This window comes from Enterobacteriaceae endosymbiont of Donacia piscatrix (assembly GCF_012569525.1).
Lineage (GTDB): Bacteria > Pseudomonadota > Gammaproteobacteria > Enterobacterales > Enterobacteriaceae.
In genome coordinates this window covers 107794-128042 of record NZ_CP046200.1, presented here as the reverse complement: position 1 = coordinate 128042, position 20249 = coordinate 107794, and the positions used below count along the sequence as shown (strand labels likewise).

Here is a 20249-nt window from a genome sequence, read left to right as displayed (position 1 = left end):
TAAATTCTATTAGTTTTATAACTAAAAAATTAATTTAATTAAAGTTTAAAGGATATTTATTTACATGAATTCTTTTGCTAAAGAAGTAAAATTAATTAATATTGAAGAAGAATTAAAAAATTCTTATTTAGATTATGCAATGTCAGTAATAATTGGTAGAGCTTTACCAGATGTAAGAGACGGATTAAAACCTGTACATAGACGTATATTGTACGCAATGTATATATTAGGTAATACTTTTAATAGGCCTTATAAAAAATCAGCTAGAATAGTAGGAGATGTTATTGGTAAATATCATCCACATGGTGATAATGCAGTATATGATACAATTGTGAGATTAGTTCAATCATTTTCATTAAGGTATCCTTTAATTAAGGGACAGGGAAATTTTGGATCTATTGATGGAGATTCAGCCGCAGCTATGCGTTATACAGAAATTAAAATGGCTAAAATATCTCAGGAAATTACTAATGATCTAGAAAAAAATACAGTTAATTATTTATCTAATTATGATGGAACAGAAAAAATTCCTGAAATAATGCCTACTAAAATACCTAATTTATTAATAAATGGATCATCAGGAATAGCTGTAGGTATGACGACTAATATACCTCCTCATAATATTACTGAAGTAATTGATGGTTGTTTAGCTTATATAAATAATAACAAAATTTCTATAAAAGAATTAATGAATTATATTCCTGGACCAGATTTTCCTACATCAGGTATTATTTATGGTGTAAATGGCATTAAAAATGCTTATTCTACCGGTAAAGGTAAAATTTTTCTTAGAGGACGTACTAAAGTTATTAAAAATAAAAAAAAAAATTATAAAACTATTATAATTTATGAATTACCTTATCAAGTAAATAAGGCTAAATTAATAAAAAAAATAGCTTTATTAATAAAAGAAAAAAAAATTCAAGGAATTAGAACTTTAAGAGATGAATCAGATAAAGATGGAATAAGAATTTTAATTAAAGTAAAAATAAATATTTCCACTAATGTTATTTTAAATCATTTATATACATTAACATCTCTACAAACTACTTTTAGTATGAATATGATTTCTTTATATAAAGGTGAACCTATTTTAATGTCTTTAAAAGATATTATTAAAGCTTTTATTTCTCATCGTCGTGAAATAGTAATAAGAAGAACAAATTATCAAATTAAAAAAGCTCGTAATAAAGCACATATCCTAGAAGGATTAATAGTTGCTTTATTAAATATACAAGAAATAATAAAAATTATACGTTCTGATAAAATATCAGAAAATATAAAAAATGAGATTTGTATAAAATCTTGGAAAATACCAGATATATCACAGTTATTCTTATTTCAAGAACAAAAACTGTTAAATAGTTATTTAACTAATTCTAATTTAGTAAAATTTAATCAAAACTATCATTTTAGTTATAATCAAGTTTCGGCTATTTTAGATTTAAAATTAAATAAATTAACAAAATTAGAATATAAAAAATTATGTATTGAATATCAAAACTTGATATATAAAATTTCTAAATTAGTTAAAATTATTAATAATTATAAATATTTAATGAAAGTAATATATAATGAATTAATTACAATTAAAAAAGAATTTGGAGATAAAAGAAAAACTGAAATTATTTTAGATAATAATAAACATATTATAAATACAAAAGATTTAATTAAACATGAAAAAGTTATTATCACTTTATCTTATCAAGGATATATAAAATATCAAAAAATTGATGAATATCATCTACAACATAGAGGGGGTAAAGGAAAATTAACTACAAAATTAAAAGAAAATGATTTTATTTACAAAATTTTAATAGCTTATACTCATGATAATATTTTATTATTTTCTAATATAGGTAAATTATATTGGTTAAAAGTATATAATATTCCTAGGTTTAGTAGATTATCTCAAGGAAAACCTATTATTAATTTAATTCCATTAAAAAAGAATGAAAAGATTACTAGTTTATTAATAGTAAATGAATATAAAAATAATTCTAATTTAATTATGGTAACTAAACAAGGAATAGTAAAAAAAATTAATTTAAAACAATTTAGTCATCCAAGATCTAAAGGTATTATTGCAATTAAATTAAAAAAAAATGATATTTTAATTGAAGTATCTATTGTAGATATAAAAGATAAAATTATGTTATTTACCTCACAAGGTAAAGTAGTAAAATTTTGTGAAACAAAAGTAAGATCTACAGGAAGAAATACAATGGGGGTAAAAGGAATTAATATTTTAAAACAAAAAAATGATTTTGTTATTTCATTAACTATTATTAAACCCCTTTTTAAGGGTAATATTTTTACTATAACAGAAAATGGATATGGTAAATGTACAAAGAATAAATTATTTCCTACACGATCTAGATATACTAAAGGAATTTTATCAATGATAATTAATAAAAAAAATGGATTATTAGTAGGATCTTTAAATGTTGAACAAAATAATCAAATTATTATAATAACAAATATGGGTACATTAATACGTATTAATATATCTGAAATTTCTGTTATTGGACGTAATACTAAAGGTGTTATTATAATTAAAACTAAACCTAATGAAAAAGTAATAGGATTACAAAAAATTTAACAATTCATTTTTTTTATTTATAAATATTAAATAAATATAATTTTATTTAATATTAAAAACTTTTTTAAATTCATTTATTTTATTTGTTTTTTCCCATGTAAAAATATTTCTACCAAAATGTCCATAAGATGCAGTTTTTTTGTATATAGGTTTTAAAAGATTTAGCATTTTAATTAAATTAAAAGGTCGTAAATCAAAATTATTTTTAATAAATAACATAATATTTTTATCAGAAATTTTACTAGTACCAAAAGTATTTACCATAATTGAAATTGGTTTAGCAATACCAATAATATATGCAATTTGTATTTCACAACGTGAAGCTAAATTTGAAGCAACTATATTTTTTGCTATATATCTTGCTGCATATGCAGCAGATCTATCTATTTTTGATGGATCTTTCCCTGAAAATGCACCTCCTCCATGTCTAGCCATACCACCATAAGTATCTACAATAATTTTTCTTCCTGTTAAACCACAATCCCCAAAAGGACCTCCTATGATAAAACGTCCAGAAGGATTAATAAAAAATTTAGTTTGTTTATTAATCCATTTTTTTGGTAATACTGGTTTAATAATTTCTTCCATAACTGCTTCTGTTAATTTTTTAGAAGATATTTCTTTAGAAGTTTGTGTAGATAAAACAACAGAATCTATATTTATAATTTTATTTTTTTTATATTTAAATGTAATTTGACTTTTTGCATCTGGTTCCAACCATGATAAAATTTTTTTTTTTCTAACTTGTGATTGTTGATACATTAATTTGTGTGCATAAATAATAGGTGCTGGCATAAAAACATCGGTTTCATTAGTAGCATATCCAAATACAAAACCTTGATCTCCTGCTTTTTGATTATATTTATCTAAATTAGATGTAATTCCTTGATTAATATCATCTGATTGTTTACTTAAAATATTTAATATTGTACATGTATTAGCATTAAAACCTATATCAGAATTAGTATATCCAATTTCTTTTATAGTTTTTCTTGTTATTTTTTCTATATTTATATTAGCTTTAGTAGTTATTTCTCCTCCGATTAATACCATATTATTTTTAATATATGTTTCACATGCTACACGTGATTCAATATCTTGTTTTATTATATTATCTAATATTGCATCAGAAATTTGATCTGCAACCTTATCTGGATGACCTTCTGATACAGATTCTGAAGTAAATAGATATTCTGTCATTAATATTATTTCCCATAAATACTTTAATAATTTTATTATATATTTTTTTAAAAAAAATGCATATAAAATTAAAATTTTTAATTTATTAAAAATTTTAAAATTACAATAAATAGATTTTAAAACATTTTACCTATATATTTCTTTATATAAAGATTTTTTTATGAAATATTTTTAAATTTAGGGATAAAGTATATTATGAATTTTAGAAAAGATATAGTTAATGCTATTAGATTTTTAAGTATAGATTCTATAGAAAATGCTAATTCAGGACATCCTGGAGCTCCAATGGGAATGGCAGATATAGCAGAAGCACTTTGGCGTAAATTTTTAAATCATAATCCTAGTAATCCTATGTGGATAAATCGTGATAGATTCATTTTATCTAATGGACATTGTGTAATGTTACTTTATAGTTTATTACATCTTACTGGATATAATTTATCTATTTCTGATTTAAAAAATTTTCGTAAATTAAATTCTAAAACACCAGGACATCCAGAATTAAATACTCCAGGTATTGAAACTAGTACAGGTCCTTTAGGACAAGGATTAGCGAATGCTGTTGGTATGGCTATAGCAGAAAAAATATTATCTGCACAATTTAATAAATTAAATTTTAATATTATTGATCATTATATTTATGTTTTTGTAGGTGATGGATGTTTAATGGAAGGTATTTCACATGAAGTTTGTTCATTGGCTGGAACATTAAAATTAAAAAAATTAATAGTATTTTATGATAATAATCAAATATCTATAGATGGAAATATTAAAGGATGGTTTAATGAAAATACTAAAAAAAGATTTGAATCTTATGGTTGGAATGTATTATCTAATATAGATGGTCACAATTCTGAAATTATAGAAAAAGCTATTAAAAAAGTTAAATCAAATACAAATAATAAACCATCATTATTAATTTGTAACACAATTATTGCTTTTGGTTCACCTAATAAAGCAGGTAAAAATATTTCACATGGATCACCCTTAGGAAAAAAAGAAGTTTTATTAACAAGAAAACATTTAAAATGGAATTTTAAATCTTTTGAAATTCCTTCATATATTTATAAAGCGTGGGATGCAAAAAAAATAGGTTATATAAAAGAACAAAAATGGAAAAAGATGTTTAAAAATTATTGTTATAAATTTCCAATTTTAGCAAAAGAATTTAAAAGAAGAATTAGTAAAATTCTTCCTTATGATTGGGAAAATAAAATTAATAAATTTCTTTTAGAATTAAATAATAGCAATTTAAATTTTTCAACAAGACAATCATCACAATATATTCTACAAAAATATTCAAAATTACTACCTGAATTATTAGGTGGTTCTGCAGATTTATCTCATAGTAATTTAACTATATTAGATAGTTCTAAACCAATTAATGAATTTAAAGATGGTAATTATATTTATTATGGTGTAAGAGAATTTGGCATGACTGCCATTTCTAATGGTATTTCTTTATATAATGGATTTATTACTTATACAGCTACTTTTTTAGTTTTTTCAGATTATTGTCGTAATGCCATAAGAATGGCAGCATTAATGAAAATTAGAAATATAATGATTTATACTCATGATTCTATAGGGTTAGGAGAAGATGGACCAACACACCAACCAATAGAACAATTATCTAGTTTAAGATTAATACCCAATATAAATATTTGGCGTCCATGTGATGTAATTGAAACAGCTATAGCGTGGAAAATAGGTATTGAAAATAAAAAAAAACCAACTATTTTAGTTTTATCAAGACAAATTTTACCTACACAAAAAAGAAATGAAAAAACTATATCATATATATCATATGGAGGCTATATTTTAAAAGATTGTATAGATAAAAATCCTCAAATTATATTAATAGCTACTGGATCAGAAGTATCTTTAGCTATTAAAGTATATGAAAAATTATCTATTTTAAAATATAAAGTTAGAGTTATATCTATGCCTTCTACTGATATTTTTGATAAACAAAGTAAAGAATATAAAAATTATGTATTACCTAGTTATGTAAAATGTAAAATAGCAATTGAAGCAGGATCTAAAGATTTTTGGTATAAATATGTAGGTTTAACTGGTATTGTTATTGGTATAAATACTTTTGGATATTCTGCTTCTGAAAAAAAATTGTTTAAAAAATTTGGTTTTACTATTGAAAATATTTTATCAAAAATAAAAAATTTTTTTAAATTATATAATTAATCATTTTTTAATTAAAAAAAATAGGATTAAAACATTTATGTTAAGTATTTTAGATTTAAATATTCAAAATAAAATAATATTAATTAGATCTGATTTAAATGTACCAATAGATTTAAATGGTAATATTAAATCAGATATTAGAATTAAATTATCATTACCTACTATTAAATATGCTTTAAATAAAAAATGTAAGATTATTATAGCTTCTCATTTAGGAAATCCTGTTGAGGGAAAATATAATAATTCTTTATCTCTTAAAAAAATAAGTATATATTTAACAGAAATTTTAAATCATAAAGTTATTTTAAAAAAAGATTATTTAAATGGTTTAAAATTTAAAGATAACGAAATTATTCTTTTAGAAAATGTGCGTTTTAATATTGGTGAAAAAAGTAATAATGAAAAATTAGCTAAAAAATATGCATCTTTATGTGATATTTTTGTAATGGATGCATTTGCAACTTCTCATCGTATTCATTCTTCTACTTATGGTATTATCAAATTTGCTAAACAATCTTGTGCAGGTTTTTTATTAATAAATGAAATAAAAAATCTAACAAAATTTTTAAAAAATCCTTTAAAACCAATAATATCAATCATTGGTGGATCAAAAATATCAACTAAATTTAATATTTTAAAAAAATTATCTAAATTATCAGATAAAGTTATTGTAGGAGGAGGTATCGCTAATACATTAATTGCATTAAATAATAATATTGGTAATTCATTATATGAACCTAATGCAATTTTATTAGCTCAAGAAATAATTCAAAAATGTAAAAATATAATTATTCCCATTGATTGTATTGTTAGTACAACTAACTCAAATAATACTTTAATAAAAACAAAAAAAATTACTAATATTTCAAAAAATGAAAAAATTTTAGATATAGGACATAAAACTATAAATATAATTCAAAATGAACTTAAAAAAGCTAAAACTGTTTTATGGAATGGACCAGTTGGAGTATTCGAATTTAAAAATTTTAGAAAAGGTACTGAAAGTATTATTAATGCTATTATTGATAATAATATTTTTTCTATTGTAGGTGGAGGAGATACATTAGCTGCACTAGAATTATTTAATGTTTTTAATAAAATCTCTTATATTTCTACAGGTGGGGGAGCTTTTTTAAAATATATAGAAAAAAACAAATTACCTGTTACAACTCTATTAGAAAATATTTCATAAAATGAAATCTTATAATTAAAATTATAAAATATCTAATAAAAAATTATTAAATGTAAAGTGTATATTATGTCTAAAATTTTAAATTATGTAAAACCTGGTGTAGTTGTTGGTCATGATGTACAAACTATATTTAAAATAGCTAAAAAAAATAATTTTGCTATACCAGCCATTAATTGTGTAGGTACTGATTCTATTAATATAGTATTAGAAACTGCAGCAAAGATGAAATCTCCAGTAATTATCCAATTTTCAAATGAAGGAGCTGCTTTTATTGCTGGTAAAGGATTACAAATAATTAATCCTAGATTAGCATCTATAATAGGTGCTATATCTGGAGCTAAACATGTTCATAACACTGCACAATATTATGGTATACCAGTTATTTTACATACTGATCATTGCCCAAAAAATAAGTTATCTTGGATTAATGATTTATTATATGAAAATGAAAAATATTATTTGAAATATAAAAAATCTTTGTTTTCATCACATATGATAGATTTATCTAAAGAATCGATAAAAGATAATATTAAAATATGTAGTTCTTATTTAAAAAGAATGTCAAAAATGCAAATGACATTAGAAATAGAATTAGGATGTACCGGAGGTGAAGAAGACGGTATTAATAATAGTAATTTAAATAAAAAATTATTATATACTGATCCTAATGATGTAAATTATGCATATGAAAAATTAAAATTAATTAGTTCACAATTTATTATTGCTGCTTCTTTTGGTAATGTACATGGAGTATATCAAACAGGAAATATAAAATTATTACCTAAAATCTTAAAAAAATCACAAAAATTTATTAGTAAAAAACATCATCTATATAAAAATCCTATAAATTTTGTATTTCATGGAGGTTCTGGATCGTCAATAAAAGAAATCAAACAAGCCATAAGATATGGTGTTGTTAAAATGAATATTGATACAGATACCCAATGGGCTACATGGAAAGGTATATTAAATTTTTATAAAAAATATAAATTTTATTTACAAAAACAATTAGGTAATCCAGAAGGTTTAAATAAACCTAATAAAAAATATTATGATCCTAGATCATGGATTAGAGCATCACAAATTTCTATGAAAAAACGATTAGAAAGAACATTTAAAGAATTAAATGCAATTAATATATTATAAAAACTAAATTATTTAAATTATAAAACAAAATACAAATTATTTTATACAATGGATTATTAAAATATGAATAAGTTTATTAGTGTATTAGATTTTATAAAAATGTGGATATTTAAAAATAAAATTTTTATTTTATATCAATGTGAACATTTTATTTTAGCAGGTATGGTTTTATTTTTTGGATTATGGAGTGTTAAATTTAGTACTAAAACTATAAGAAATGTTTTTACTAAAAGGAATATAGATCCGATTACTATCGGATTTCTCACAAATGTTTTTAAATATAGTTTTATTATTTTTGTTATAGTTAGTGCTTTAAGTAGTATTGGGTTAAGAACATCATCAATTTTTGCTGCATTTGGTACTATAGGATTAGTAATAGGTTTAGCATGGCAAAGTGCATTAGCAAATTTAGCTTCAGGATTATTAATTATTACTTTTCGCATTTTTAAAGTAGGAGATTATATTAATATAAGTAATGTAACTGGTAAAATAACTAATGTAGAAATTTTTTGTACTCTTTTAAAAACATTTGATGGAAATATTATATCAGTACCTAATGGAAAGATTTTAACAGAAAATATAATAAATTTTTCTAAATCAAATGAATATCGTAACAAAATTACTTTAAGTCTTTCAAGAGAATTAATACAAAATGATATTAATACAATTAAAAAAATTTTATTAGATACTATTTCACTAAATGATAAAATAATAAAAAATTCTATTGTTAATGTTGTTGTTGATGGGATTACTAATAGTTCTATTAATTTTAGTGTTTTTTTTTGGATAAATGATTTTATAAATAAAAAAGAAATTTGTTCAGATTTAATAAATATTATTAAAAATAACTTAGAATTATATAACAAATCTTGTGTTTTATGGATTAATAACGACTAGATAATATCTATAATATTTCTATTTTAAATTCTAAATATACGGTGCGAACGGGAGTTGAACCCGCGACCCCCGGCGTGACAAGCCGGTATTCTAACCAACTGAACTATCGCACCATATTCTATATTATAGAAGAATATATTATTATTATCAATAATTTTTTTTTATTTCCATAAAATAAAACCACATTTTTTTTTAATTAAATTTAATTTTAAATTATGTAATTTTAATTCTTCATTAGAAGCTTTTATTATAATTAATAATTTTTTTTTTGTTTTAAAAAATTTTTTAAAATCATTAATATGAATTATATTATTTTTTTCTTTTAATAATTCTAATTTAAAATTATTTTGTTTAGTAGTCATAGATAAAAAGACATGTGATAAGAGCTTTGCATCTAATAAAGCACCATGTAAAGTACGTTCACTTCTATCTATATTAAACCGTGAACACAAAGAATTTAAAGAATTTCTTTTTCCAGGAAATATATTTCTAGCTATTTTTAATGTATCTGTAATTGTACAAATATCTTCAATTTTAGGTAAATTATTTTTTAATAATGATAATTCATAATTTAAAAAATCAACATCAAATTGAGCATTATGAATGATAAGTTCTGATTCTTTAATATAATTTAAAAAATTATGTACAATTTTAGCAAAAATTGGTTTTTTAGATATAAATTTATTAGAAATACCATGAATATTAAATGCTTCTTTACTTATTATTTTTTGTGGATTTATATATTCGTGAAAATAATTTTTAGTAATATTACGATTAATAATTTCTATAATTCCTATTTCAATAATACGATGTCCTATATAATATGGAGGAAACGAATTCATTCCAGTTGTTTCTGTATCTAAAACTACTTGACGTATATTTAATTTTTTCATATTTGTTATATAAGTAATATTAATTTTAATAAAAAAATATGTATAAAAATATAAAAATTTTTACAGATGGTTCTTGTATAAATAATCCAGGTCCAGGAGGATGCGCTGCTATTATACAATATCATAAATATGAAAAAATTTTAACTAAAGGTTTTTTTTTAACAACTAATAATAGAATGGAATTAATGGCCTCTATAATCGCGTTAGAATCTTTAAAAGAAAATTGTAATATTATAATAACTACTGACAGTAAATATTTAAAAAAAGGAATTACAAAATGGATATATAATTGGAAAAAATCTAATTGGAAACGTAATAATAAACAAAAAGTAAAAAATATCGACTTGTGGAAAAGATTAGAATTATCTTTAATTCATCATAAAATTTCATGGAAATGGATTAAAAGTCATTCATCTCATCTTATAAATAAGCGATGTGATAAACTAGCTCGTATTTTAGCTAAAAATCCTATAGAAGAAGATTTAGGATATATAAAAATAAAAAATTAAAAATTTTAAATACTTATGTAAAATTATAAAAAATAGTTGTTATTTTAACATAACTTCTTTAAGTTTAAATTAACTAATTAATTTTAAAATTACATTTATGTTCTAAATTTAAACTAAATTATTTTTAATAAAGGTATATAGTATGTTAGATAATAATCGTTTACGTATAGCTATGCAAAAATCTGGTCGTTTAAGTAATGAAACTAGTAAACTATTAAAGAATTGTGGTCTTAAAATTAATTTACGACAACAACGGTTAATAGTTTTTGCAGAAAATATGCCAATTGATATCTTAAGAGTACGTGATGACGATATTCCTAATTTAATTATGGAAGGTGTTGTTGATTTAGGAATTATAGGTAAAAATGTTTTAGAAGAAGAAGTATTAAATAGAGTATCTAAGGGTTATAATGCAAAATATATAATATTACGTAAATTAGATTTTGGTATATGTCGATTATCAATAGCAATACCTATAAATAAAAATTATTTAGGATTAAAATCTTTACAAAATACTTGTATTGCAACATCTTATCCTAATTTATTAAAAAAGTATCTTCATCAACATCATATCAAATTTAAGTTTTGCATTTTAAATGGTTCAGTAGAATTAGCACCAAAAGTTGGTTTATCTGATGTTATTTGTGATTTAGTTTCTACAGGAGCAACATTAGAAGCAAATGGTATTAAAGAAGTAGAAGTTATATATAATTCTCAAGCATGTTTAGTACAACGTTATGATAAAATATCATATTTTAAACAAAAATTAATAAATAAATTATTAACTAGAATCAAAGGAATAATTCAAACAAAAACATCAAAATATATTACTTTACATATTTCAAGTAAAAAATTAAAATAAGCATTTTTATTATTATCATATATAAAAAAATTTAATTATTTTACTATTAATAGGAGAAACAGAAAAAATTTCATTACATATTGATATATATAAAAATATAAAAAATTATTTTGAAAAATAATAGAAAAATTAAAATTATTAAAAATTAATTCTATCTTAATTTTTCCTATTGAAAAATTATGGAGTAATAATGAATATTATAAATAATATTATTTATTGGAAAAATTGTAATAAAAATTACAAAAAAAGAATATTGTCTCGACCTCTATCTTTTATAGATAAAAAAATTAAGAATAATGTAAAAAATATTTTAAAACAAGTTAAAGAAAATGGTGATATTGCTTTAAAAAAATATAGTTTATTATTTGATAAAATTAAAATTGATAATTTACAAATAAATAAAGAACAAATATTTAATTCAAAATTTCATATAAATCATAATGTAAAAAATGCAATACAAAATGCATATAATAATATTTATAAATTTCATAAATATCAAATTATAAAAAAAAAAATAATTGAAATTATACCTGGAGTATTTTGTAGTCATATTTTTCGTCCTATATCTAAAATAGGGTTATATGTTCCAGGAGGAACATCATCATTATTTTCTACAGTATTAATGTTAGGAATACCGGCACAAATAGCATTATGTCCTAATATTATTTTATGTTCTCCTCCACCAATTTCTAATGAAATTTTATTTGCCGCTAATTTATGTAATATACAAAATATATTTCAAATAGGAGGTGCACATGCTATAGCAGCTATGGCTTATGGAACAAAATCTGTTAATAAAGTAGATAAAATTTTTGGTCCTGGAAATATTTATGTTACAGAAGCTAAAAAACAAGTTAGTAATAATACTAATTTTTTTAATAAAACTTCTATAGATATGCCAGCTGGTCCATCAGAATTAATGATTATTGCAGATGAATCAGCAAATTATAAATTTATTATAGCAGATTTATTATCACAAGCAGAACATGGTATTGACTCACAAGTATTATTAATAACTACTGAAGAAAAAATTGGAAAATTAGTTAAACAAAATATTTTTAAACAATTAAAAAAAATACCTAAAAAAAATATAATAGTAAAATCACTTAATAATAGTTACATTATAATAGTGGATAATATAGATGAATGTATTAATATAGTGAATACATATTCACCTGAACATCTTATTATTCAATGTAAAAATTATAAAGAAATTTTATCTAATATTATTAATGCAGGATCTATTTTTTTAGGTAATTGGGCTCCTGAATCAGTAGGAGATTATGCTTCTGGAACTAACCATGTTTTGCCTACATATGGTTATGCTTCAACTTATTCTTGTTTAAGTATTTCTGATTTTCAAAAAAAAATATCTGTACAAAAATTAACAAAAAATGGTTTATTAAATATTTCTTTTACAGTAGAAACTATGGCAAAAACAGAAAATTTGTTAGGTCATAGTAATTCTGTAACAATAAGAAAAAATTTTATAAATCAACAAAAAAAAAAAATTAAAAATATTAATCAAATAGTTAAAAAAAATATTCTAAATTTAATTCCATATAAATCAGCAAGATTATTATATAAAAATAATATTAATAATAAAATTATGTTAAATGCAAATGAATCTCCTATTATTTCATTATTTTCTATTAATAATAGAATATTGAATAGATATCCAGAACAACAACCTAAAGAATTACTTAATTTTTATAGTAAATATATTAATTTAAATAATGAAAATATTTTAATTACTAGAGGAGCAGATGAAGGTATAGATATAATTATGAGAACATTTTGTAATCAAGAATATGACAAAATTTTATTTTGTCCTCCTACATACGATATGTATCGTGTTACTGCTGAAATATTAAATATTAAATATTTAATGATTTTTAGTATTAATGATAATTGGAAAATAAATTTTAATGAAATTAAAAAAAATCTTAAAAATATTAAAATTATCTATTTCTGCAATCCTAATAATCCTACAGGAAATATTTTAAATAAAGATAATATAATACAATTATTAGAATTAACAAAAAATAAAATAATAATTGTTATTGATGAAGCATATATTGAATTTTGTTTAAATCATACTATGATTTATTTAATTAATAAATATGAAAATTTAATTATATTAAGAACTTTATCTAAAGCATTTGGTTTAGCAGGTTTACGTTGTGGTTTTATTTTAACAAACAAATATATTATAAATATATTACTTAAAGTTATAGCACCATATCCAATATCTATTCCAGTTTTAGATATTGCAATACAAGCTTTAAGTACAAAAAATTTAGTTATTATGAATAATAATGTTAAAACAATTATAAATAATAAAAAATGGTTAATAAAAAAATTAAGTAATTGTAGTTGTATAAAAAAAATTTTTACTAGTAAAACTAATTTTATCTTAGTAAAATTTTATAATTCAAAAATTATTTTTGATATTTTAAATGAAAATAATATAATTGTACGAAATCAAAACCATGAAAAAATACTAAATAATTGTTTAAGAATTACAATAGGAACATTTGATGAATGTAAAAAATTATTTTTTACATTACAAAAAATATCTTAATTAATTTTATAAGAAATAATTTATGCTTAAAAAAATACTTTTTATAGATAGAGATGGTACCTTAATATCTGAACCTAAAAATAATTTTCAAATTGATCATATTAATAAATTATTTTTTGAAAAAAACGTTATTCTTACACTATCGAGATTAAAAAAACTTTCTTATTTATTTATTATGGTTACTAACCAAGATGGGTTAGGTACAGAATTTTTCCCATATGAATCTTTTAATATTCCTCATAATTTCATGATTAATATATTTAAATCACAAAATATAGAGTTTGAAAATATTCTTATTTGTCCTCATTTTTCTTATGAAAAATGCATATGTAGAAAACCAAATATAACAATGTTAAAACAATATTTAAATAATTCTTTAGATAAAAAAAATAGCTATGTTATAGGGGATCGTATTATTGATATGAAATTAGCTAATAATATTGGTATTAAAGGTATTTTATATAATAAAAAAACTTGTAATTGGTTAGATATTTTAGCTAAATTAACATCAATAAAAAGATATGCTATAATAAGAAAAATAACAAAAGAAACTATAATATATGTAGAATTATTTTTAGATAAATTTAGTAAATGTAATATTAATACTGGAATTAATTTTTTAGATCACATGTTAGAACAAATAGCAATACATGGAGGTTTTACTTTAAATATTTATAGTAATGGAGATTTATTTATTGATGATCATCATACAATAGAAGATATTGCTATTGCTTTAGGAAAAGCTTTCACTAAAGCAATCGGCAATAAAAAGGGTATTAACAGATTTGGTTTTTTATTGCCAATGGATGAATCATTAGCACAATGTTCATTAGATTTATCAGGAAGACCATATTTACAATATGATGTACAATTTAAATACCAAAAGATTGGAGATTTAAATACTGAAATGATTAAACATTTTTTTTATTCATTATCATATTCTATGTTATGTAACATACATTTAAAAGTAACTGGAGAAAATGATCATCATAAAATTGAAAGTTTATTTAAAGCATTTGCTTGTTCTTTAAAACAAGCTATCAAAATTGAACATAATATTATTCCTAGCACAAAAGGAGTTTTAAATTGAAAATTGTTATTATAGATACTTCTTGTGGTAATTTTTGTTCTTTAAAATTTACTATAAAAAAATTAGGATTTAACTCTAAAATTACAAATAATAAAAATTTAATTTCAAATGCTGATAAAATTTTTTTACCAGGTATAGGTTCTGCTAAATCTATAATAAAAAAATTAAAAAAAGATAATTTAATTCAATTAATTCAAAATTGTAAAATAGATATTTTAGGAATATGTTTAGGAATGCAAATATTTGGACAATATAGTGAAGAAAATGGGGGTACCCTAACATTAGGTATTATAGATTATTCTGTCCATTTAATGGATAATAAATACATTCCTATTCCTCATATGGGATGGAATAAAGTAAATAATACTATTAAATCACCATTATTTAATAAAATTAATAGAAATTCTTATTTTTATTTTTCACATAGTTATAGTATATGTATGAATAATTATACAATAGCTACAACTACTTATGGAAAAATGTTCAGTTCAGTTATTCAAAAAAAAAATTTCTTTGGAGTACAATTTCATCCAGAAAGATCAGGAATTAATGGTATTCAATTAATTAAAAATTTTTTAAATATGTGAAATTATAAATATGATTATCCCAGCAATTGATTTAATAAAAGGTAAAGTAGTTAGATTACATCAAGGTAAATTTAATTTAAAACGTGAATATTTATACACACCTACTTTTTATATAAAAAAATATATTAAAGAAAATGTTCATAAAATTCATCTTATAGATTTGGATGGCGCAAAAAATCCTGATAAAAAACAATTAATGTTATTAAAAAAAATTTCTAAATATCATTTACCTCCAATACAAATTGGGGGAGGTATAAGATCTAAAAAAGATATAGATTTTATTTTTAATTTAATACCTAATTCTCAAGTTATATTAGGATCTTTTATCCTACAAAATTTTGAAAATATAAAAAAAATATTTAAATTATATAATCCATTTTCTATTATTTTAGCTTTAGATATAAAATATAATCAAAATAATGAAAAAATAATTTTTATTAATGGATGGCAAAATACAAGTAATATAATTTTTGAAGATATTATAGAAAAATTTTTATATTTAGGTTTAAAATATGTTTTATGTACAGATATTTCTCGAGATGGAACTTTTTTAGGACCAAATATAAATTTATATACTGAAATAGTTAAAAAATATCCTGAAATATCATTTCAAGCTTCAGGAGGTATATCTTCCTTACAAGATATTATTAATTTAAAAAATACTGGAGTAAAAGATATAATTATAGGAAGAGCATTTTTAGAAAAAAAATTTACTATTAAAGAGGCTAATTTATGTTGGCAAAAAGGATAATTCCTTGTTTAGATGTAAAAAAAGATGTAGTAGTTAAAGGAAAACAATTTAAAAATCATCAAATTATAGGAAATATTTTATCTTTAGCTAAAAAATATGATAAAGATGGTGCTGATGAATTAGTATTTTATGATATAAATGCATCAATTAATAAAGAATTAGTTAATAAAAGATGGATATCTGAAATTTCTAAGATTATTAGTATCCCAATTTGTGTTGCAGGAGGAATTACATCTATAGATGATGCTGCTAAAATATTACATTTAGGAGTAGAAAAAATATCAATTAATACTCCTGCATTAAATAATCCTAATTTAATAAGTAAATTATCTAATTATTTTGGTAAACAATGTATTGTTATAGGAATAGATTCTTGGTATGACAAGGAAACCCAAAAATATTATGTTTATAAATATACTGGTAATCAAAAAAATATAAAAATAACAAATTGGGAAACAACTGAATGGATAAAATATGTCCAAAAATTAGGAGCAGGTGAAATAGTTTTAAATATGATGAATCAAGATGGATTATGTAATGGTTATGATATAAATTTTTTAAAAAAAATAAGAAAAATTTGTAAAATACCTTTAATAGCATCTGGAGGTGCAGGTTCTGTAGAAGATTTTTATAATGTTTTTCAAAAAAAAATAAATGTTGATGGTGCTTTAGCTGCATCAGTATTTCATAAAAATATTATTAATATTAAAACATTAAAAAAATTTTTGCATAAAAAAAATATTGAGGTAAGAATATGTTAAATTTTTTAAATAATTTAAATTGGGTTAAAACAAATGGATTAATTCCAACTATAATACAACATAAAATTTCTGGACAAATACTTATGCATGCTTATATGAATAAGGAATCTCTTAATATTACTTTAAAAACTAAAAAAGTTACATTTTTTTCTCGAACTAAAAAAAAAATATGGACTAAAGGAGAAACAACAGGTAATTTTTTATATGTAAAAAAAATTACAACTGATTGTGATAAAGATACACTTCTTATATTAGTTATTTCTATAAATAATACATGTCATTTAAATGAAAATAGTTGTTTTAAAAAAACAATATCTGATTTTACTTTTTTATATTTATTAGAAAAAATTTTGGATAAAAAAAAAAAATTTTCTATAGAATCTTCATATACTTATAAATTATATCAAAGTGGGGTAAAAAGAATTACTCAAAAAGTAGGAGAAGAAGCTATAGAAACTATTATAGCAGCAAACGATAATAATAAAAAAAAAACTATACAAGAAACAGCAGACTTAATATATCATTTAATAGTTTTATTAAAAATAAAAAATATTAATTTAAAAGATGTTATTAAAATCTTAAAAATAAGAAATTCTTGATTTAAATATTTATTAATTGAATTTTATTTTAAATTTCTAAAGTTTAAAAAACAACATTTAATAATTTTAAATAAAAACTCTAAATATTATAAAATATATCTACTAATATCTTCGTTAATAACAAGTGAATCAAGATGTTGACTTACATATTTTTCATCAATAATAATTGATTTATTATTATATTCATCAGTATTATAAGAAATATCTGACATTAAATATTCAAGTACAGTATGTAATCTTCTAGCTCCTATATTTTCTGTTGTTTCATTAACTTTCCAAGCAGATTCTGCTATTTTTTTTATACCATCTTTCGTAAAGATAATATCTACTTTTTCTGTAGCTAATAAAGCTTTATATTGAACTGTTATAGACGCATTAGGCTCTATAAGAATTCTTTCAAAATCATTGCTAGTTAATGCTTTCAATTCTACTCTAATAGGTAATCTACCTTGTAATTCGGGTATTAAATCAGAAGGTTTTGAAATTTGAAATGATCCTGAAGCAATAAATAAAATGTAATCTGTTTTAACCATACCATGTTTTGTTGATACTGTACATCCTTCAACTAAAGGTAATAAATCTCTTTGTACACCTTCTCTAGAAATATCAGAAGATACATTATTACTTCTTCTACAAATTTTATCTATTTCATCTAAAAAAACTATACCATTTTGTTCTACTGCCTCTATAGCTTTTTGTTTAATATCTTCATTATTAACTAATTTGTTAGCTTCTTCTTCTATTAATAGCTTAATTGCATCTTTAATTTTTAATTTACGTTTTTTTTGTTTATTTCCTCCTAAATTTTGGAATAAAGATTGTAATTGACTAGTCATTTCTTCCATCCCAGGTGGTGCCATAATTTCAATACCCATAGGGGTACTAGATAAATTAATTTCAATTTCTTGATTATCTAATAATCCATTTTTTAATTTATTTTTTAATTTTTTACGGATAGATTCAATATCATCATTTTTATTCCAATAGCTTTTATTAGGTATTAATACATTAATAATTCTTTCTTCTGCCATTTCTTTTGCTCTATAACAATTTTTATTAAATGATTGTATTCTTATCATTTTTATTGCAACATCAGTTAAATCGCGAATAATAGAATCTACTTCTTTTCCTACATAACCAATTTCAGTAAATTTAGTCGCTTCTACCTTAATAAAAGGTGCATTAGCTAATTTTGCTAATCTACGTGCAATTTCTGTTTTTCCTACACCTGTAGGACCTATCATTAATATGTTTTTAGGTGTTACTTCTAATCTTAAATTTTCATCTAATTGTATACGACGCCAACGATTTCTTAAAGCAATTGCAACTGCCTTTTTTGCACTTTTTTGGCCAATAATAAATTTATCTAATTCATTTACAATTTCTTTTGGGGTCATTTCAGACATAGTGAAAATTTTCCTTATAATTATTTAGATGGTAATTCTTCAATAGTAAAATTATGGTTTGTATATATACAAATATCTCCAGCTATATTTAAAGATTTTTTTACTATTTCATATGCACTTAAATTAGTATTTTCGAATAAAGCACGAGCTGATGCTTGTGCATATGGGCCACCAGAACCGATAGTTACTATATTATTTTCAGGTTGTATAACATCTCCACTACCTGTAATAATTAGAGAAGTAATTTTATCTGCTATTACTAATAATGCTTCTAATTTACGTAAAATACGATCTGTTCTCCAATCTTTTGCTAATTCAACTGCTGATTTAATTAAATGTCCTTGATGTATTTCTAATTTTTGTTCAAATAATTCAAAAAGAGTAAAAGCATCGGCAGTACCACCAGCAAAACCAGCAACCACCGTATCATTATACAATTTACGAATTTTTTTTACATTTCCTTTCATTATAATATGACCAAAAGTTGCTTGTCCATCACCACCAATAACTACATTACCATTTCTCCTTACACTAACTATTGTTGTCATGAGTTTGTTCCTCATTATAATTATTATTTTTTTTAAAATTTCATAAAAAAATAAATAATAATTATATTTTTAAAAAAATTTATTAAAATAATAATCAAATTAAACTAATATTTCATATTTGATTTCATGAAAAATTATATTATAATTAATGATAAAATAATCATAAATTTTATTAAAACAGTAAAATTATAACATAATTTTTATTTTAAACAATAAATTTATATTAATTAATATCTATATGAAAAATAATATTTTAATAATTGATACATCTACTGAATATTGTTTACTATCTCTAAAAAAAGATGATATTATTTATAATAAAATACAATATTCTCCTTATTCTCATATAAAATGTATATTACAATTACTTAATAATTTTTTACAAGAAAAAAATATTACTTTGTCTCAAATATCCTTATT

General features: G+C 21.3%; 17 protein-coding genes, 1 tRNA gene and 2 pseudogenes. 15 read left to right on the top strand and 5 right to left on the bottom strand.

Annotation, left to right across the window (positions count from 1 at the left end; all coding sequences use genetic code 11):
- The first annotated feature begins 64 nt into the window (after positions 1-64).
- Positions 65-2602, top strand: a complete 2538-nt coding sequence (gene gyrA / locus GJT96_RS00690; RefSeq protein WP_169780333.1) for a DNA gyrase subunit A — start codon at positions 65-67, stop codon at positions 2600-2602.
- A 42-nt stretch (positions 2603-2644) separates the two neighbouring features.
- Here gyrA and metK read toward each other — a convergent pair whose 3' ends face one another.
- Positions 2645-3802 carry a methionine adenosyltransferase gene (gene metK, locus GJT96_RS00685; RefSeq protein WP_169780332.1) on the bottom strand — a complete coding sequence of 386 codons (1158 nt, stop codon included), beginning with the start codon at positions 3800-3802 and terminating at the stop codon, positions 2645-2647.
- Positions 3803-3997: 195 nt separating this feature from the next.
- Between metK and tkt the strand changes: the two genes are divergently transcribed.
- From tkt to GJT96_RS00665, 4 genes are all read left to right on the top strand, one after another.
- Entirely contained in the window at positions 3998-6004 is a 2007-nt protein-coding gene (gene tkt / locus GJT96_RS00680; RefSeq protein WP_169780331.1) for a transketolase, read from the top strand.
- Positions 6005-6041: 37 nt separating this feature from the next.
- Positions 6042-7196, top strand: coding sequence for a phosphoglycerate kinase (locus GJT96_RS00675; protein ID WP_169780330.1), 1155 nt, complete (start codon positions 6042-6044; stop codon positions 7194-7196).
- A gap of 66 nt (positions 7197-7262) precedes the next feature.
- Positions 7263-8342 carry a class II fructose-bisphosphate aldolase gene (gene fbaA / locus GJT96_RS00670; protein WP_169780329.1) on the top strand — a complete coding sequence of 360 codons (1080 nt, stop codon included), beginning with the start codon at positions 7263-7265 and terminating at the stop codon, positions 8340-8342.
- Positions 8343-8405: 63 nt separating this feature from the next.
- The gene (locus GJT96_RS00665; RefSeq protein ID WP_169780328.1) at positions 8406-9239 is read left to right on the top strand and encodes a mechanosensitive ion channel family protein; all 834 of its coding nucleotides are present in this window, start codon (positions 8406-8408) and stop codon (positions 9237-9239) included.
- A 39-nt stretch (positions 9240-9278) separates the two neighbouring features.
- Here the strand turns inward: GJT96_RS00665 and GJT96_RS00660 are convergent.
- Together GJT96_RS00660 and dnaQ are read right to left on the bottom strand one after the other, a co-directional pair.
- Positions 9279-9352 (bottom strand) — tRNA-Asp (locus GJT96_RS00660).
- A 48-nt stretch (positions 9353-9400) separates the two neighbouring features.
- Complete coding sequence (dnaQ, locus tag GJT96_RS00655) at positions 9401-10132, bottom strand: DNA polymerase III subunit epsilon (protein WP_169780327.1); 732 nt, start codon at positions 10130-10132, stop codon at positions 9401-9403.
- Positions 10133-10170: 38 nt separating this feature from the next.
- Here dnaQ and rnhA point away from each other — a divergent pair, with 38 nt between their 5' ends.
- The 9 genes and pseudogenes from rnhA to hisIE all read left to right on the top strand — a co-directional run bounded on the left by rnhA (position 10171) and on the right by hisIE (position 17875).
- Positions 10171-10641, top strand: coding sequence for a ribonuclease HI (rnhA, locus tag GJT96_RS00650; protein WP_169780326.1), 471 nt, complete (start codon positions 10171-10173; stop codon positions 10639-10641).
- A 142-nt stretch (positions 10642-10783) separates the two neighbouring features.
- Positions 10784-11710, top strand: a pseudogene (hisG, locus tag GJT96_RS00645) (ATP phosphoribosyltransferase).
- Positions 11694-13010, top strand: a pseudogene (gene hisD, locus GJT96_RS02340) (histidinol dehydrogenase); the annotation flags it as partial. The pseudogenes hisG and hisD, both read left to right, overlap by 17 nt.
- Positions 12993-14087: a histidinol-phosphate transaminase gene (gene hisC / locus GJT96_RS02335; RefSeq protein ID WP_425591413.1), complete on the top strand. Its 1095-nt coding sequence runs from the start codon at positions 12993-12995 to the stop codon at positions 14085-14087. The pseudogene hisD and the gene hisC, both read left to right, overlap by 18 nt.
- Positions 14088-14109: 22 nt before the next feature.
- Entirely contained in the window at positions 14110-15177 is a 1068-nt protein-coding gene (gene hisB / locus GJT96_RS00635) for a bifunctional histidinol-phosphatase/imidazoleglycerol-phosphate dehydratase HisB (protein ID WP_169780325.1), read from the top strand.
- Positions 15174-15764: an imidazole glycerol phosphate synthase subunit HisH gene (hisH, locus tag GJT96_RS00630; protein ID WP_169780324.1), complete on the top strand. Its 591-nt coding sequence runs from the start codon at positions 15174-15176 to the stop codon at positions 15762-15764. Before hisB ends, hisH begins: the two co-directional genes overlap by 4 nt.
- Positions 15765-15774: 10 nt before the next feature.
- A complete protein-coding gene (locus GJT96_RS00625) occupies positions 15775-16515 on the top strand; it encodes a 1-(5-phosphoribosyl)-5-[(5-phosphoribosylamino)methylideneamino]imidazole-4-carboxamide isomerase (RefSeq protein ID WP_169780323.1) in 741 nt (246 codons plus the stop codon).
- Positions 16497-17276, top strand: coding sequence for an imidazole glycerol phosphate synthase subunit HisF (gene hisF, locus GJT96_RS00620; protein WP_169780322.1), 780 nt, complete (start codon positions 16497-16499; stop codon positions 17274-17276). Before GJT96_RS00625 ends, hisF begins: the two co-directional genes overlap by 19 nt.
- Positions 17270-17875 carry a bifunctional phosphoribosyl-AMP cyclohydrolase/phosphoribosyl-ATP diphosphatase HisIE gene (hisIE, locus tag GJT96_RS00615; protein ID WP_169780321.1) on the top strand — a complete coding sequence of 202 codons (606 nt, stop codon included), beginning with the start codon at positions 17270-17272 and terminating at the stop codon, positions 17873-17875. The genes hisF and hisIE overlap by 7 nt, the downstream gene beginning before the upstream one ends.
- Positions 17876-17961: 86 nt before the next feature.
- Here hisIE and hslU read toward each other — a convergent pair whose 3' ends face one another.
- Positions 17962-19281: an ATP-dependent protease ATPase subunit HslU gene (gene hslU / locus GJT96_RS00610; protein ID WP_169780320.1), complete on the bottom strand. Its 1320-nt coding sequence runs from the start codon at positions 19279-19281 to the stop codon at positions 17962-17964.
- A 20-nt stretch (positions 19282-19301) separates the two neighbouring features.
- On the bottom strand, positions 19302-19829 hold the full coding sequence (hslV, locus tag GJT96_RS00605; RefSeq protein WP_169780319.1) for an ATP-dependent protease subunit HslV: 528 nt from the start codon (positions 19827-19829) through the stop codon (positions 19302-19304).
- Positions 19830-20067: 238 nt separating this feature from the next.
- Here hslV and GJT96_RS00600 point away from each other — a divergent pair.
- A partial coding sequence (locus GJT96_RS00600) for a hypothetical protein (protein ID WP_211080506.1) occupies positions 20068-20249 on the top strand: 182 nt, incomplete at its 3' end.